This window comes from Streptomyces sp. CC208A, assembly GCF_030010625.1.
Taxonomy (GTDB): domain Bacteria; phylum Actinomycetota; class Actinomycetes; order Streptomycetales; family Streptomycetaceae; genus Streptomyces.
Genome location: NZ_JASCXN010000008.1, coordinates 83,792 through 98,203, shown reverse-complemented (window position 1 = coordinate 98,203; position 14,412 = coordinate 83,792). Strand labels below are relative to the sequence as shown.

General features: G+C 75.3%; 16 protein-coding genes. 8 read left to right on the top strand and 8 right to left on the bottom strand.

Annotation, left to right across the window (positions count from 1 at the left end):
- Nucleotides 1-53 precede the first annotated feature (53 nt).
- Both QK442_RS11850 and QK442_RS11845 read right to left on the bottom strand, forming a co-directional pair.
- A complete protein-coding gene (locus QK442_RS11850; RefSeq protein WP_282693853.1) occupies nucleotides 54-533 on the bottom strand; it encodes a 2Fe-2S iron-sulfur cluster-binding protein in 480 nt (159 codons plus the stop codon).
- Nucleotides 534-550: 17 nt separating this feature from the next.
- Entirely contained in the window at nucleotides 551-2,920 is a 2,370-nt protein-coding gene (locus QK442_RS11845; RefSeq protein WP_282693950.1) for a molybdopterin cofactor-binding domain-containing protein, read from the bottom strand.
- A gap of 235 nt (nucleotides 2,921-3,155) precedes the next feature.
- Between QK442_RS11845 and QK442_RS11840 the strand changes: the two genes are divergently transcribed.
- The gene (locus tag QK442_RS11840; protein ID WP_282693852.1) at nucleotides 3,156-3,863 is read left to right on the top strand and encodes a class I SAM-dependent methyltransferase; all 708 of its coding nucleotides are present in this window, start codon (nucleotides 3,156-3,158) and stop codon (nucleotides 3,861-3,863) included.
- Between the two features lie 324 nt (nucleotides 3,864-4,187).
- On the opposite strand, the gene QK442_RS11835 is transcribed toward QK442_RS11840, so the two are convergent.
- A complete protein-coding gene (locus QK442_RS11835; protein WP_282693851.1) occupies nucleotides 4,188-4,607 on the bottom strand; it encodes a DUF6223 family protein in 420 nt (139 codons plus the stop codon).
- Nucleotides 4,608-4,891: 284 nt separating this feature from the next.
- Between QK442_RS11835 and QK442_RS11830 the strand changes: the two genes are divergently transcribed.
- The 3 genes from QK442_RS11830 to QK442_RS11820 all read left to right on the top strand — a co-directional run bounded on the left by QK442_RS11830 (nucleotide 4,892) and on the right by QK442_RS11820 (nucleotide 7,227).
- Complete coding sequence (locus QK442_RS11830; RefSeq protein WP_282693850.1) at nucleotides 4,892-6,025, top strand: histidine kinase; 1,134 nt, start codon at nucleotides 4,892-4,894, stop codon at nucleotides 6,023-6,025.
- Nucleotides 6,022-6,690, top strand: a complete 669-nt coding sequence (locus QK442_RS11825; protein ID WP_282693849.1) for a response regulator transcription factor — start codon at nucleotides 6,022-6,024, stop codon at nucleotides 6,688-6,690. The genes QK442_RS11830 and QK442_RS11825 overlap by 4 nt, the downstream gene beginning before the upstream one ends.
- Before the next feature lie 99 nt (nucleotides 6,691-6,789).
- Nucleotides 6,790-7,227 (top strand): OsmC family protein, encoded by a 438-nt coding sequence (locus QK442_RS11820; RefSeq protein ID WP_282693848.1) that lies wholly within the window; start codon nucleotides 6,790-6,792, stop codon nucleotides 7,225-7,227.
- Nucleotides 7,228-7,408: 181 nt separating this feature from the next.
- On the opposite strand, the gene QK442_RS11815 is transcribed toward QK442_RS11820, so the two are convergent.
- Nucleotides 7,409-8,854: a carboxylesterase family protein gene (locus QK442_RS11815; protein WP_282693847.1), complete on the bottom strand. Its 1,446-nt coding sequence runs from the start codon at nucleotides 8,852-8,854 to the stop codon at nucleotides 7,409-7,411.
- Nucleotides 8,855-9,045: 191 nt separating this feature from the next.
- On the opposite strand from QK442_RS11815, the gene QK442_RS11810 reads away from it, so the two are divergent.
- Together QK442_RS11810 and QK442_RS11805 are read left to right on the top strand one after the other, a co-directional pair.
- Nucleotides 9,046-9,444, top strand: coding sequence for a nuclear transport factor 2 family protein (locus tag QK442_RS11810; protein ID WP_282693846.1), 399 nt, complete (start codon nucleotides 9,046-9,048; stop codon nucleotides 9,442-9,444).
- An 86-nt stretch (nucleotides 9,445-9,530) separates the two neighbouring features.
- Nucleotides 9,531-9,899 (top strand): hypothetical protein, encoded by a 369-nt coding sequence (locus tag QK442_RS11805; RefSeq protein WP_282693845.1) that lies wholly within the window; start codon nucleotides 9,531-9,533, stop codon nucleotides 9,897-9,899.
- On the opposite strand, the gene QK442_RS11800 is transcribed toward QK442_RS11805, so the two are convergent.
- The 3 genes from QK442_RS11800 to QK442_RS11790 all read right to left on the bottom strand — a co-directional run bounded on the left by QK442_RS11800 (nucleotide 9,890) and on the right by QK442_RS11790 (nucleotide 11,328).
- Complete coding sequence (locus tag QK442_RS11800; protein ID WP_282693844.1) at nucleotides 9,890-10,279, bottom strand: nuclear transport factor 2 family protein; 390 nt, start codon at nucleotides 10,277-10,279, stop codon at nucleotides 9,890-9,892. The genes QK442_RS11805 and QK442_RS11800 overlap by 10 nt on opposite strands.
- 8 nt (nucleotides 10,280-10,287) lie before the next feature.
- Nucleotides 10,288-10,800 carry a DinB family protein gene (locus QK442_RS11795; RefSeq protein ID WP_282693843.1) on the bottom strand — a complete coding sequence of 171 codons (513 nt, stop codon included), beginning with the start codon at nucleotides 10,798-10,800 and terminating at the stop codon, nucleotides 10,288-10,290.
- A 159-nt stretch (nucleotides 10,801-10,959) separates the two neighbouring features.
- Nucleotides 10,960-11,328: a cupin domain-containing protein gene (locus QK442_RS11790; RefSeq protein ID WP_282693842.1), complete on the bottom strand. Its 369-nt coding sequence runs from the start codon at nucleotides 11,326-11,328 to the stop codon at nucleotides 10,960-10,962.
- A gap of 175 nt (nucleotides 11,329-11,503) precedes the next feature.
- On the opposite strand from QK442_RS11790, the gene QK442_RS11785 reads away from it, so the two are divergent.
- Nucleotides 11,504-11,941, top strand: a complete 438-nt coding sequence (locus tag QK442_RS11785) for an SPW repeat protein (RefSeq protein ID WP_282693841.1) — start codon at nucleotides 11,504-11,506, stop codon at nucleotides 11,939-11,941.
- Between the two features lie 232 nt (nucleotides 11,942-12,173).
- On the top strand, nucleotides 12,174-13,463 hold the full coding sequence (locus QK442_RS11780; RefSeq protein ID WP_282693840.1) for a bifunctional GNAT family N-acetyltransferase/ATP-binding protein: 1,290 nt from the start codon (nucleotides 12,174-12,176) through the stop codon (nucleotides 13,461-13,463).
- Here the strand turns inward: QK442_RS11780 and QK442_RS11775 are convergent.
- Nucleotides 13,441-14,385 (bottom strand): carbohydrate kinase, encoded by a 945-nt coding sequence (locus QK442_RS11775; protein ID WP_282693839.1) that lies wholly within the window; start codon nucleotides 14,383-14,385, stop codon nucleotides 13,441-13,443. The genes QK442_RS11780 and QK442_RS11775 overlap by 23 nt on opposite strands.
- Nucleotides 14,386-14,412: the final 27 nt, after the last annotated feature.

Below are 14,412 nucleotides of genomic sequence, written 5' to 3'. Positions count from 1 at the left end.
GGGCCCCCGTCGCACCGGCGACGGGGGCCTTCGCGCGTCCGGCCCCGCCTCCGTCAGGCCATGCGGCGCGCGCCTTCGAGGACGGCCTGCCGGATCCGGTGGTAGGTGCCGCAGCGGCAGATGTTGCGGAGCGCGTCGAGGTCGGCCTCGGTGACCTCCCGGCCCGCCTCCCGGGCCCGGCGGACCGCGTCGACGGCCGCCATGATCTGCCCGGGCTGGCAGTAGCCGCACTGGGAGACGTCGAGGTCGAGCCACGCCTCCTGCATCGGGTGCAGTTCGCTCCCGACGGTGTCGGGGAGGCCCTCGATGGTCGTGACCTCGTCGTCTGGGGCGAGTTCGCCGACGGGCACGGCGCAGGGCGTGAACGCCTTGCCGTTGAGGTGGCTCGTACAGGCCCGGCAGACGCCGACGCCGCAGCCGTACTTGGGTCCGGTGACGCCGAGGACGTCCCTGAGGACCCACAGGAGCCGCACGTCGGACTCGATCTCGGCGGTGACGGCCTTGCCGTTGAGGATGAAGGTGTGCTGGGGCACGGAACGACTCCGGGATCTCAGAGGATGCCGTCGCGGCCGTCGGTCGGGGAGGCCGGGATCGGGGGGACGGTCGGGGAGGGGGTGAAGGGGAGCGGGGTGGTGTGGTTGACCGGGAAGACGGTCGGCATCGTGCCGGTCGCCCGGCCGTAGGCGCAGGCGACGGCCGCCATCGCCGCCGCGACGGCCAGCTCGCCCGCGCCGCCGGGCGTGTCGCCGGTCGGCGGCATGACGACGATCTCCAGCTCGGGCGGGGTGTTCCACTGCCGGGTGTAGAAGTAGTTGTCCCAGCTGGACTCCAGGAAGGCGCCGTCCTTCAGGTGCAGCCCGGAGGTGAGGACGAGGGCGATGCCGTCGGAGACGCCGCCCATCATCTGCGCCTCCAGGCCCCGGGGGTTGACGGCGAGGCCCGCGTCGACGGCGCACACCACCTTGGTGACGCGGGGCCCGGTGTACGCGTTCGGGACGGTGCGGCCGGTGGTCGCGGGGCGGCAGTCGATCTCGGCGAGCACGGCCACGTACGAGTGGTACTCGGGGTGCACGGCGATGCCCTGCGCGGTACCGGGGGCCATGGGCCTGCCCCACCGGCCGAGCTGGGCGACCTTGTCGAGGACGGCCCGGGCGCGGGGTTCCTTCACCAGGCGGCGGCGCAGGGCGTAGGCGTCCTCGCCCATGCGGCGGGCCAGTTCGTCGAGGACGAGCTCCTGGGCGGTGCGCACGTTGGGCGAGTAGATGTTCCGCATCGAGCCGGTGTTGTAGCCCTTGTCGGTCTCGGCGAGGAGCTGGGTGGTGACGCCGAGGTGGTAGGGGCTGATCTGGGTGAGCTGGAACATCGCCTCGGAGAAGGTGAGGTCCGCGACCGGCAGCCGGGCCGCCTCCGCCGTGAGCACCTCGCCGATGCCGTGGCCGAAGTCGGTGGCGACCGAGGTGTGCCGCTGCTCGTACGTCAGGACCTCGCCGAGCGCGTAGGTGGCGCGGACCCGCGAGGTCGACATGGGATGCGTACGCCCCTGCCGGAAGTCGTCGGTGCGGTGCCACATCAGCTTCACCGGCTTGCCGAGCTTCCGGGAGATCTCGGCGGCCTCGTGGGCGGCGTCGTGGAAGAGCTTGCGCCCGAAGGAGCCGCCGCCCTCGGTGACATGGACCTTCACGGCGGTCACGGGCAGGCCGAGGCGGAGCGCGATCTGCTCCTGGGCGACGATCGGGGCCTTCAGCGAGGCCCAGATCTCGGCGGAGTCCGGACGGACGTCCGCGATGGCGCAGTTGGTCTCCAGGGCGGCGTTGCTGGCGAAGTGGAAGGTGAAGCGGGCGTCGACGGCTTTGGTGAGCAGCGGCAGCGGCGGGACCACGAGCGGGAGTTCGGCCCGGCGCAGCTCGGCGAGGACGGTGGCGTCGGTGGCGTCCTCGGCGGTGCCCGGCCCCCAGTCGACGTCGAGGGCGCGGACGGCGTCGACGCACTGGCCGAAGGTGCGGGCGCGGACGGCGACGCCGGTGGAGACGGTGACGACGTCGGTGACGCCCGGCATGGCCCGTACGGCGGCGAGGTTGGCGACCGACCGGACGGTGCCGTTGATGGTGGGCGGGCGGCAGACCATCGTCGGCAGGGCGCCCTCGACCCGGAGGTCCATGGCGAACTTCTTGCGGCCGGTGACGGCGTCGAGCGCGTCCTGGCGGCGGCGCGGGGTGCCGATGACCCGGAAGTCGGCGCGCTTCTTGAGCGTGACGGCGACGGCCGTGTCGGTCACGGCGGCGGCCCGGGCGGCGAGTTCGCCGTAGCCGAGGACGGCCCCGGCCGGGGAGAGGACGGTGCCGGCCTTGGTGGTGAGGGTGGAGACCGCCTCGCCGAGGACGAGGGAGGCGGCGTGCAGCAGCCGGCCGCGGGCGACGGCGGCGGCGACCCGGATCGGGGTGTAGGTGGAGACCGTGGTGTTGGAACCGCCGGTGAGCTGGTTGAAGAGCAGCTCGGGGCGGGCGTCGGCGAGGGTGACCCGCACCTTCTCCAGCGGCAGGTCGAGCTCCTCGGCGATGAGCATGGCGGAGGAGGTGGTGACGCCCTGGCCGACCTCGGCGCGCGGCAGCGCGAAGTGGGCGGTGCCGTCGGCGTCGACGCGGATGGTGACGAGGTGGCTCGTCGGCAGTGCGGCCGTGGTCAACAGGTCGTTGAGGTCGAGCAGTTCGGCCGGTCCCGGCAGGGAGGGGATGACGGCCTCGGCGGCCTCGGCGGTGGCCGGGGCGAGCGCCTCGGCGCCGGCCTGGGCGGCGACGGTGAGTGTGGGGGCGGCGAGCACGTAGCCGAGGAAACGGCGGCGGCCGATGCCGGGCGCGCCGGCGGGGACGTCGGCGGGCGGGGGGCTCTGCGGGTTCTCGCGGGCGGGGTGCCGCCTGGCCATGAGGGGATGCCTTTCGACGCTGCCGTACCGGCCCGGGGGCCGGCCCTTCTCGGGTGCGGGGGCGATCATCCCGTATTCCGGGGCGTGGCGGGGCCGCTTCGGTGAGGAAATCGCGAAAGAACGGGGCTGGTCAGAGGCGCTTTCGGTCAGGTCTGCCGGTTTTCGGCCGGTGGGTGGAGGGCGGCTGGGAGGCGGTTCGGGTGGGGCGGGGTGGGCGACGGTTAGGGTGCCGGGCATGACCGACACACGTCCGGGCGCCCTCGCGGGGGCCGTCGCCCGCGCCGACGCCACGCGCCGCTCGTACGACACCGTCGCCGTCGACTACCAGCGGCTGCTGGCCGACCAGCTGGAGGCCGCGCCCCTGGACCGGGCGGTGCTCGCCGCGTTCGCGGAGAAGGTGGCGGCGGGCGCGGAGGCGGACGGCCGTCCTGCGGCGATCGCGGATCTGGGGTGCGGGACGGGGCGGGTGACGGAGCGTCTGCGGCAGCTGGGCGCCGAGGCGTTCGGGATCGACCTCTCCCCCGGCATGGTCCGGGTGGCCCGGGAGACGTACCCGGGGCTCCGCTTCGAGGTCGGCTCGATGACGGCCCTCGATCTGCCGGACGGCTCGCTCGGCGGCGTACTCTCCTGGTACTCGACCGTCCACATGGACGAGGACGAACTCACCGTCACCTTCGCCGAGTTCGGCCGTGTCCTGGCGCCGGGCGGACTGCTCCTACTGGCCTTCAAGGCGACGAACGGCCCGGAGCGCGAGCGGCGTCGGCTGGAGCGGGCGTACGGGCACGCGGTGGACCTCGACGTCTACCGCTGGTCTCCGGAGCATGTCGTCCGGCTGCTGGCCGGCGCCGGTCTGGTGGAGTCGGCGCGGCTGGTGCGCGAGCCGGAGCCGGGGGACGCCTCGCCCCAGGGGTTCGTCCTGGCCCGCAGACCGCGCACGGCCTGAACCCGGCGGGCGTTCATCCGGCTCCCGCAGGTGCGCAGCTGCTGCCGGGAGAGGCGGGCGCGCTGCCCGCCGCCGGCGATGAACGCGTTGACCGAGACCATCGGGTCGCCGCCGACCGAGCGGGCGAGGAGGGCCCCGACCACGACCGGACCGAGCGCCACCACGAGGGCGGTGCCGGTGGCGGAGACGTGCCGGAGGGGCCGGGGGCGGGCCGGAGCGCGGAAGGTCATGGGTCCATTCCAGCCGGGGCGGACGGGCTGCGGATCCGCCGGTGTACTCAGCCGGCGGTGAGCGAGTACTCAGCCGGAGAGCCTCCCGGTGCGGTCAGCGGGTGCGGCGGGCGCGGGCGAGGGCCCGTCCGCCCAGTGCCGTGGCGGCGAGTCCGACGAGCAGGGACACGTAGGCGCCGCCGAGGCCGTTGCCGGTGCCGAGGCCGCCGTCGGCGGTGGCGGCGACCAGGCCGCCCAGGACCAGGGCGACCGTCCCGGCACCCAGGGCGAGCAGGGGACCGCGCGGTCCGGTCGTGGTGCCGAGGCGGCCGGTGGGACGGGTCAGGGCGCGCCACGCCGCGGCGAGGCCGATCAGACCGATCACCGCGCCCGCGCTGGAGCCGATCCGGCCGGCGCTGAAGGTGTAGACGGAGGCGGCCAGGGAGGAGGCCGGGGCGGCCGCGGCGGGTGCGGCGAGCACGACGCCCCCGAGCAGGGCGGACGCGGCGGTGGCGAGCAGACGGCGGACGGACATGGGCGGGCTCCTGTTCCTCGTACGGCTTCCTCGTACGGGCTCTTCGGACGGCTTCTTCGTGCGGGCTCTTCGGACGGTTTCTTCGTGCGGGCTCTTCGTGCGGCTTCCTCGTGCAGCCGGTGATCCGAGCATGTCCGGCACCCCCTCCCCCGGTCGTCCGCCGGGCGCGGACACTTCGTCTGCCGCCGGTGCGGCAGTGGACGCCCGCCTACCGCGTCCGTGGTAGGCGGAGGCTCCTTCCCCGGGGCGACGGCCCGGGCCGGGGAGCCGGTTAGGGTGCGCCCATGAAGGAAGCGGAGGCCGGTGTCCGGCAGCGGTACGGGGATGTGGTCATCGCCCTCGGAGTGGCGGCGGCGCTGCTGGTCACGGCGGCGTCCGGGCCTCGGCCCGCCCTGCCGCAGGCGGTGCTCGGGTACGGGCTGCTGGCGGCGGGCGGGCTGGCGCTGGTCGCACGGCGGCGCGCGCCCCGGGCGGTGCTCGCCGTCACCGGGGCGTGCGCGGTCGGCTACCAGGCGGTGGGTTTCGACGTGCCGGTCGTGGCCTATCTGTTCGCCGTGTACGCGGCCGTACGGGCGGGGCACCGCACCGTGACGGCGGTGGCGAGCGTGCTCATGCTCGCGGCGCTGCCGGTGGCGGCCCTGGTGTCGGGGCCGTACGGCGTGGCGGAGGCGTTCGCGCGGGCGCGGGGCGCGCTGGAGATCGCCTGGCTGATCGCGGCGGGCGCGGCGGGCGAGGCGCTGCGGCAGGCCGAGCGGCGGGCGGACGAGGCCGAGCGGACCCGGGAGGAGGCGGCCCGGCGCCGCGCCGACGAGGAACGGCTGCGGATCGCCCGGGAGTTGCACGACTCCCTCACCCACCAGATCTCGGTGATCAAGGTGCAGTCCGAGGTCGCCGTCCATGTGGCCCGGCGGCGCGGCGAGGAGGTGCCCGCGCCGCTCCTGGCCATCCAGGAGGCGGGACGGGAGGCGAGCCGGGAGCTGCGGGCGACGCTGGAGGCGCTGCGCGACGACGACACGACTCCGCCGCGCGGCCTCGCCGACATACCGGAACTCCTCGATCGGGCGCGGGCGTTGGGGCTCAACGCGACGCTGACCGTCGAGGGGCGGGAGCGGGAGGCGGACGTGCCGGCCGCCGTGGACCGGACGGTCTACCGGATCGTCCAGGAGTCGCTGACCAATGTCGCCCGGCACGCGGAGGCGACGTCTGCGGCCGTCCGGATCGACTGCCGGCCTGAGCTGCTCGCGGTCCGGGTCGACGACGACGGCAGGGCGACGCCGGCCGCCGCGCCCGTACCCGGTCTCGGCCTGCTCGGCATGCGCGAGCGCGTCACCGCTCTCGGTGGCCGGCTCACCGCCGGGCCGCGCGACGGGGGCGGTTTCTCGGTCCGGGCCGAACTCCCCGTGGAGCGCACGCCGTGATCAGGGTCCTGCTCGTCGACGACCAGCCGCTCATCCGCAGCGGGTTCCGCGCCCTGCTCGACCTGGAGGACGACATCGAGGTGGTCGCCGAGGCCGCCGACGGGCAGGAGGCCCTGGCCCTCGCCCGTGCACACCGCCCCGACGTCGCACTCGTCGACATCCGGATGCCCGTCGTCGACGGCATCGAGGCCACCCGGCGGATCGCCGCCGACCCGTCCCTCGCGGGGACGCACGTCGTGATCCTCACCAACTACGGCATGGACGAGTACGTCCTCGACGCGCTGCGCGCCGGCGCCGCGGGGTTCCTGGTCAAGGACGTGCTGCCGGAGGACTTCCTGCACGCCGTGCGGGTCGCCGCGCGCGGCGACGCCCTCCTCGCGCCGGCGATCACCCGCCGACTCATCCACCGGTACCTCGCCCAGCCGCTCCCCGCCGCCGCGCGGCCGGGCCCGGCCCTGGCGGAACTGACGGGACGGGAGCGCGAGGCGGTGGCCCTGGTGGCGCGGGGCCTGTCCAACGACGAGATCGCCGACCGCATGGTGATCAGCCCGTCGACGGCGAAGACCCACGTCAACCGGGCCATGACGAAACTCGGCGTCCGCGACCGGGCCCAACTCGTGGTCCTGGCCTACGAGTCCGGCCTCGTCACACCGAGCGGCCCCTAGATCCGGACGCCCGGTCGGCCGGGCGGGTGGGGTCCGGCGGGGCCGGGCGCCGTAGCGTACGGGGCACATGTCCGAGCACAGTGTGAGGAGCACGTCCCCATGGCCGACTACCGCGTCGAGACCGTCCGTACCGGGTACCGGCGGTGGACCGCCCGCAACGACCGGGGGGCGGAGGTGCTGATGGCCGCGGCCGACGACGACGGCGCCCAGCCGTCGTTCACGCCGGTGGAGCTGCTGCTTGCGGCGATGGGCGGCTGCGGCGGCCTGGTGATCGACCGGACCGCGCGGGCCGTGGACCACGACGAGCTGCGGATCGTCGTGGAGTCGGTGTCGGCGCCGGAGGACGGGGGGCGGATCGGGCGGATCCGGGTGAGTTACGAGTTCGACCTGCCGGACTCCAACCCGAAGGCGGCGGAGGTGTTCGCGCGCGGGGTGCGGCTCACGCACGAGAAGTTCTGCACGGTGAGCCGCACGGTCGAGCACGGGGCGCGGGTGGAGGCGCTCCTCCCGGACGGGACGGTCGGCTTCGAGGGCTGAGCCGCGAGGGGGCCGGGCGGGCGGACACCGCCGGTCCGGCCCCCGTCCCGTCGATCCGGCTCCCGTCGATCCGGCTCCCGTCGGCCCAGCCCCCCATCGATCCGGCTCCGTCGCTCCGGCCCCTGTCGGTCCCGGCCCCGTCGCTCCGGACCGTCCAGGCGTCCCGCCGGAGGCCCGCCGGTCAGGTCGACCAGAGGTCGCGGACGTGGCGGATCGGGTCGGCCTCGACGCGGGGCTCGGTGTCCCAGACCCGGGTGGCGCGGGTGCCGGGGGCGTAGCGGGGCCAGTCGGGGCCCGGGTCCTGGTCCTTGACGAAGGCCACCCAGGCGCGGTGCACGGCGTCGGCGAGGGCCTGCGGCGGCGTGGGTCCCGCGACCGCGTGGACGCCCTCGGCGTCGAGGAGGTCGAAGGCGAACGGCAGGTCGAGGCAGTGCGCGGCGTGACCGAGGACCGGCGAGCGCCAGGCGAACTCGTAGAGCCAGGTGGGGCGTTCGCGGGCGGCGCGGGCGTCGGCGACGGCCAGGTTCGGGGCCCGGAACATGACGTCGGTGAGGGCCTGGCCGAAGAGGGTCGACTCGGGCACGGCGGGGTAGGCGGCGGTGAACTCGCCCGCGCGTGCCGGGTCGAGGCCGAGCGCGCCGAGGAGGACCGGGAGCGGCACGCCCTCCGGGCCGGGGAACATCGAGAACTCGTCGGCGGTGAAGCCGAGCATGAGCGGGACCTCGGCGCCCGCGTCGCCGGCGGTGAGGGCCTCGGCGGGCGGTACGGGGATCAGCTCGCCGTCCGCGAAGGGGGCGAGGGCCAGCATCGGGGGCAGCCCCTCGCGGTCGGGCCCGTCCTCGGCGAGCCGGTCCTGGAGGGCGAGGAGCTCGTCGTCGTCCAGGTCGCGCAGGGCGGCGGCGGTGGCGGGGACGCCGGTGCGGGCGGTGAGGAGCCGGGCGGCGGCGCGGGCGGCTTCGGGGCCGTCGGGGCGGAGCACGGCGCCGGAGACGGCGAGCGCGCCCCGGAAGAGGCCGCCGGCGGAGGGCACGGAGAGCAGGGTGAGGACGGCGCCGCCGCCGGCGGACTGGCCGGCGATCGTCACCCGGCCGGGGTCGCCGCCGAAGGAGGCGATGTTGTCGCGGACCCATTCCAGGGCGGCGATCCAGTCGCGGACGCCGCGGTTGTCGGGGGCGTCCTCCAGGTGCAGGAAGCCCTCGATGCCGAGCCGGTAGCCGACGGAGACGAGGACGACGCCGTCGCGGTTGAAGGCGGCGCCGTCGTACCAGGGGCTGGCGGCGGAGCCCGCGACGTAACCGCCGCCGTGGATCCAGACGAGGACGGGCAGGCCCTCGGCGGGGGCGGTGTCGGGGGTGAAGACGTTGAGGTTGAGGACGCCGGCGCCCGGGACGCTGGGCTCGGGAATGGTGGTGACCTCGGCGAAGGGGCGGCGCTGGGCGGTCGGGCCGTAGGCGGTCGCGTCCAGCGGCTCGGTCCACGGCTCGGGCGGTTCGGGGGCGGCGAAGCGCAGCTCGCCGACGGGCGGCCGACCGTACGGGATGCCGAGGAAGCGGTACGTGCCGTCGGTGCGGCGCTCGCCGCGGACGGGGCCGCGGTTGGTGGTGACGAGGGGGCCGTGGGAGGTCATCTGGGCGGCTCCTGGGGCGCGGGTCCGGTGCGGCGGCGGCTCTGGGTGACAGGGGCAGCGTCGGGGCCGTCCCGCACGGGGGTCAAGGACTGGAGACGCAATGGTGACACGAGTCACTGACACGAGTCACCTCAGGGCCGTGGGCGGGGCACGGCATGCGGGGCGCCGCACGCGGGGCGCATCATGAAGTCATGACCGACCGGGACGCCTTCCTGACGTGGGTCAGGACCGATCTCCAGGCCGCCGAACGGGCGCTGCACGACGGGGACCCGGCGCCGCGCCGGGCGCTCTGGTCGCGCCGCGACCCGGTGAGCGTGCTGGGGGCCTGGTACAACGCCGTCGGGCAGGAGGACGTGGACACGCTGTTCACGGCGCTCGCCCGGCGCTTCTCCGCCTGCACGTCGTACCGCATCGAGGTGGTGAGCCACGACGTCGTCGGCGACATGGCCTACACGGCGTGCTTCGAGCACATCTCGGCGTCGGTGGACGGCGAGCCGCGCACCTACACCCTGCGGGCCACCCAGGCGTACCGGCGCGAGGACGGCGAGTGGCGCGTGGCGCACCGCCACGGCGACCTCGTCCAGGCGTGACCGGCCGCCCCGCACAGCCCGGACACGGCCGTGACCCGCGCCCGCCGCCGTAGGATCGTCGGCGGACGAAGGGGAGGACGGCAGTCGTGGGGGATCGTCTGAGCGCCGTCGTGGGCGGTGTGATCGTGGGTGGCGGCGGTCTCGGCCTGATCGCGGCCGGGATCCTGTGGAAGGGGCGCGCCACGCGCCCGTTCGCCGCGCGCCGCGCCCTGACGATGGCTCACCGGGCCTACGTCCGGGACCTGACGCGCGCCGCCGACCAGGCGATCGCCGCGGCCCGCCGGGCCGCCGGGGAGGGCGAGCCGGCGATCGTCACCGTCGGGGCCGTGGAACGGCTGGTACGGGAGCGGTACGGCCACGAGCGGGTCGAGCGGCGGCACGCGGCGGCCGCGCTGCGCCGCCGCTTCGACCACCACGGCTGCGCGGCCGACTGCGTGACGGACGCCTACGGGTGAGCCGTGCCCTCGGGCACCGGGGTGCCCTGGTGGTAGTAGAGGCGGAGCGTGTCGGCGGGGTCGCGGCGCCAGACGGAGGAACGGCGGGCGTGCCGGCCGTCGATGACGGTCTCGTAGGTGAGGTGGACGATCCCGGGGGCGAGCACGGTGCCGGCGAAACGCCCGGCGGTGATCGGCGGGCCGTCCTCGCCGCCGTGCAGCTCGGGCAGGGCGGCGAGCATCTCCTCGTACGTCCAGCGCCGCCCGGAGGCGCCCACCTCGATGAAATCGGGGTCGAACAGGGCTTCCGCGAGGGGCCGGGAGAGACGGACGGCGGGGTCGTGGAGGCGGCGCTCGCGCGCGATGGCCTCGGTGACGTCGGGGTGCTGAGGGGTCGTCATGTCCGTGCTCACTCCCCCGTGGTGCCGTCGATGCGCTCGCGGAGCAGATCGGCGTGGCCGTTGTGCCGGGCGTACTCCTCGATCATGTGGGCGAGGACGTAGCGGACGGAGTACGTCTCGTCCCCCAGGTGGCCGGTGTCGTCGAGGGAGCCCGCGGCGTCCACGATCGCGCGGGAGCGGGCGCACTCGGCGCGCCAGACCGCGAAGTCGGCCTCGGTGTCGGCATGTTCGACGTCGAAGTCGGCCCATTCGGTGGCGCCGGGCGGGGTCCAGGGGCTGCGGCTCTCCTCCCCCGCCAGTACGGTGCGGAACCAGCCGCGCTCGACCTCGGCGGCGTGCCGGACCAGGCCGAGGAGGGAGAGCCCGGAGGGCGGCACGGCGCGCTCCTTGAGCTGTTCCGGGGTGAGCCCGGCGCACTTGAGCGCGAGGGTGTCGCGCTGGAACTGGAGCACGGCCGTGAGCGTGGTGCGCTCGTCGGCGCCGGCGTACGGCACGGGCGTGCGGCGGTCGTCCTGGATCATGGCGGCATTGTGCCTGGTCACGACCGCCGGCTCAGGTGGTTTTCAGCGGGCGGACGGTCCCTCCCGGCGAGCCGCGGGCCGGTGCGCCGAGAGGCGGTGCGTCAAGGGCCTGCGCGTCCGGGGGCGACCGCCGGCCGCCCCCTCGCCCCGCCCCCGCCGTCAGGACGACGGCTTGGCGTAGTCGCCGACGCCGACCCAGTCGAGGGCCACGCAGGGTTCGTCGCCCACGACCCAGCCGTCGTGGCCGGGGCTGATCTCCATGAAGTCGCCGGGGCCGAAGTCGGCCTCCTCGCCGTCGTCCATGACGACGTGGAGCCGGCCGCTGACCACGTACCCCATGTGCGACGCCTGGCAGCTGTCCGTGCCGGCGAGCGGTTTCACGTGCTCGGACCACCGCCAGCCGGGTTCGAAGACGGCGCGCCCGACCGGACCCCCGTCCGTGGTGAGCAGGTCGAGCCTGCCCTTGCCGCCCTCGAAGGGACGGGTCTCGTCCGCGGTGTCGAAGCTTCTCCGTACGATGCCGGCCATCGTCTCGCCTCCGGCGCTGAGCGGGTGCCCCGAGTCCTCTCCCAGCGTACGCCGCTCCGGTCGGCCGCTCTCGTCCCCGCTTCACATAAGGAACATATAAGAGCACAATGGGACTGCGGCATTCGTGCCGCGAGCGCGGTCCGACACGCAGTACGCCAGCAAGGAGGCGAGTCACATGGCCGACGTCTCTCACCGCCGCGGTGACATCGCGGGACACCCGGACGCCACGGAGATGCGCGAGCGCTACGCGCAGATCCTGCAGACCAGAGGAGTGGCGGCCGTCGAGGAACTCGTCATCCTCGCGGGCGTCTGGATCGCGGTCTCCGCCTACACGGTCCACTTCGCGGCCGCCAGGCCGGAACTGGCCATCACCAACCTGGTCGTCGGCATCGCCCTCGCGGTCCTCGGCCTGTGCATGTCGATGGCCCCCGAGCGTTCCCAGGACCTCAACTTCGTGGTTCTGCTGCTCGGCGCCTGGACGATCATCGCGCCGTGGGTCGTCACCCGGAGCCCCGACACCGGCATGGTCCTCAGCAATGTCATCGCGGGCGCGTGTGTCTGTCTGTTCGCCCTCACCGCGGGCGGGCTGCTGATGAGCAAGCGCAGGACGTGAGGCACCTGCCTGATCCCGCCCGTGCGGCGGCGCTCTCCCGGGAGCGCCGCCGCACGCGTACGCGCCGCTCCGCCCAGTGACGAAGCGGCGCGTTTCCCCGCCCCGCCTTGTGCAGGATGGCGCAGGCCCCGCCGCCCGGCGCCCGCCTAGCCTCGCCGCAACGAGAGACACGGCACGCACACAACGGCACGCGGTCCGGCGGACGGCGTGCGCACGAGGGGCGGTACCACCGGTGAACTGGCACATCCACGACTACCGCGAGAGCGATCTCGCGGCCGTCGTCCATCTGATCGACACCACGGCCGAGCTCGGCCAGGAGTCCGTCTTCTCGCTCGCCGAGTGCATCGGCGCCCTCACCTCCCGCCAGCCGGCCGTCGTCGCCGTCCACCAGGGCGTGCCGATCGGCGCCGCCCTCGCCTGCGTCTCGGGGGAGCGCGCCTGGGTGATGCGGATCGCGATCGCCTCCGCCTGGCGCGGCCGGGGCCTGGCCAGCGCGCTCCTGGTGGAGCTGGAGCGCAGGCTCGTCGCCGCCCGGGTGGGGCGGATCGCGTACGTCCTGCCGGAGGAGGAACTGCTCGGCGAGGGGCTGCTGAACGCGGGCTACACGCGCCAGCCGGCGGTGGCGTACTTCGAGAAGACCGAGCCGCTGCACGGACCCGCCGCCGGGCTGCTCGACGACCTCGGCGGCCGTCTGCTCCCGGGCGACCTGTGGGCGAAGGTGGCCGGCATGGAGCGGGAGAAGGACCTCATCGAGCGGCGGGTGGTGCTGCCGCTCGCCGAGCCGGAGCGGGCCACCCGGCACGGGGTCCGGCCGCCCCGGGCGATCTGTCTCTTCGGTCCGCCCGGCACCGGCAAGACCACCTTCGCGCGGGCGGTCGCCTCCCGGCTCGGCTGGCCGTTCGTCGAGATCCTGCCGTCGCGCCTCGCCGACGGCGGGAACCTCGCGGCGGCGCTGCGCACGGCCTTCGCGCGGATCGCGGAGCTCGACCGGGTCCTCGTCTTCATCGACGAGGTCGAGGAGATCGCCCCGGTGCGCTCCGAGCCCGCGCGGCCGGGCGGGCTGCACGGGGTCACCAACGAGCTCCTCAAGCTGATCCCGGGGTTCCGGGAGCGCGACGAGCGGCTGCTCGTGTGCGCGACCAACTCGGTCCGCTCGCTCGACCCGGCCTTCCTGCGGCCGGGTCGCTTCGACTACCTGATCCCGATCGGTACGCCGGACAAGGCGGCCCGGGCCGCGATCTGGGCCCGCTACACCGACGGCCGCCCGGAGGTGGACATCGACGAACTGGTCCTCGCCAGCGACCTGTTCACCCCGGCGGACATCGAGCACGCGGCCCGGGTCGCCGCCCAGGCGTCCTTCGAGCGGGACCTCCTCGCCGTCGGCGGCCGGGGCACGGACGCCCCGGCGCCGGGCGCGAGCACGGCGGACTACCTGGCGGCGATCGCCGCCGCCCGCCCGACGGTGACGCCGGAGCTGATCGAGCAGTTCGCGGCGGACATCACGAGCCACGCCCGGACGTGACGGCCCGGTCCGGGAGCCCGGCGAGGGCCGCGGCCAGCTCCGCCCGGTCCGGCGGCCGGGCGCCGGACCGGGAGACCGTGACGGCGGCCGCGGCACCGGCCCGGGCCAGCAGCCCGGCGAGCTCGTCGGCGCCGAGCGCGGCGAGCCGGTCCCGGTCCCGGCCGGCGAGGGCGTCGAGGACGGCGGACATGAAGGAGTCGCCCGCGCCGACCGTGTCGGCGACGGTGACGGCCGGCGCCCCGGCGGCCACGGTGTGCTGCCGGGTCACCGCCAGCGAGCCCTCCCCGCCCCGGGTGACGAGCACCACGGCGGGCCCGAGGGCCAGCCAGCGGGCGGCCACCGCCTCCGGGGGCTCGCCCGGGTGGAGCCAGGCCAGGTCCTCGTCGCTCGCCTTCACCAGGTCGGCGAGGGCCACGCACTCCTCGACCCGGGCCACGGCCGTCCCGTGCTCCCCCATCAGCGCGGGCCGCACGTTCGGGTCGTAGCTCACCGTGGCGGTGGCCCGCAGCCGCCGGGTCAGGGCGAGCACGGTGGCGGCCCCCGGTCCGGTCACCGCCGCGATCGACCCGAGGTGCACGTGCCGGATCGGGTGCGGGGTCGCCGGCGGCTCCTCGGCGGCCAGGGTCCAGACGAGGTCGAAGGCGTACGCGGCCCGCCCCTCCCCGTCGAGGGAGACGACGGCCGCCGGGGTCCGCTCCGGAACGCCCCCGATCGCGAGCCGCACCCCCGCCCCGGTCAGGTGCTCCGCGATGAGCCGCCCCGGGGCGTCGTCGGCGAGCTGGGTGAGGAGGGTGGTCTCCCGGCCCAGGCGGGCGAGGCCGAAGGCGACGTTGGCGGGGCTGCCCCCGGGGTGGACGACGTCGGCGGCGCCGGGGGCGCGGACGATGTCGGCGACGCACTCGCCCATCACGAGAAAGGACATGGGGCCCAGCCTTCCACGATCCGCGCC

Coding starts and splice junctions, on each gene's coding strand:
- QK442_RS11845 (WP_282693950.1), bottom strand. CDS start 2,920: ATGGCCAGGCGGCACCCCGCCCGCGAGAACCCGCAGAGCCCCCCGCCC.
- QK442_RS11840 (WP_282693852.1), top strand. CDS start 3,156: ATGACCGACACACGTCCGGGCGCCCTCGCGGGGGCCGTCGCCCGCGCC.
- QK442_RS11835 (WP_282693851.1), bottom strand. CDS start 4,607: ATGTCCGTCCGCCGTCTGCTCGCCACCGCCGCGTCCGCCCTGCTCGGG.
- QK442_RS11830 (WP_282693850.1), top strand. CDS start 4,892: ATGAAGGAAGCGGAGGCCGGTGTCCGGCAGCGGTACGGGGATGTGGTC.
- QK442_RS11820 (WP_282693848.1), top strand. CDS start 6,790: ATGGCCGACTACCGCGTCGAGACCGTCCGTACCGGGTACCGGCGGTGG.
- QK442_RS11815 (WP_282693847.1), bottom strand. CDS start 8,854: ATGACCTCCCACGGCCCCCTCGTCACCACCAACCGCGGCCCCGTCCGC.
- QK442_RS11810 (WP_282693846.1), top strand. CDS start 9,046: ATGACCGACCGGGACGCCTTCCTGACGTGGGTCAGGACCGATCTCCAG.
- QK442_RS11800 (WP_282693844.1), bottom strand. CDS start 10,279: ATGACGACCCCTCAGCACCCCGACGTCACCGAGGCCATCGCGCGCGAG.
- QK442_RS11795 (WP_282693843.1), bottom strand. CDS start 10,800: ATGATCCAGGACGACCGCCGCACGCCCGTGCCGTACGCCGGCGCCGAC.
- QK442_RS11790 (WP_282693842.1), bottom strand. CDS start 11,328: ATGGCCGGCATCGTACGGAGAAGCTTCGACACCGCGGACGAGACCCGT.
- QK442_RS11785 (WP_282693841.1), top strand. CDS start 11,504: ATGGCCGACGTCTCTCACCGCCGCGGTGACATCGCGGGACACCCGGAC.
- QK442_RS11775 (WP_282693839.1), bottom strand. CDS start 14,385: ATGTCCTTTCTCGTGATGGGCGAGTGCGTCGCCGACATCGTCCGCGCC.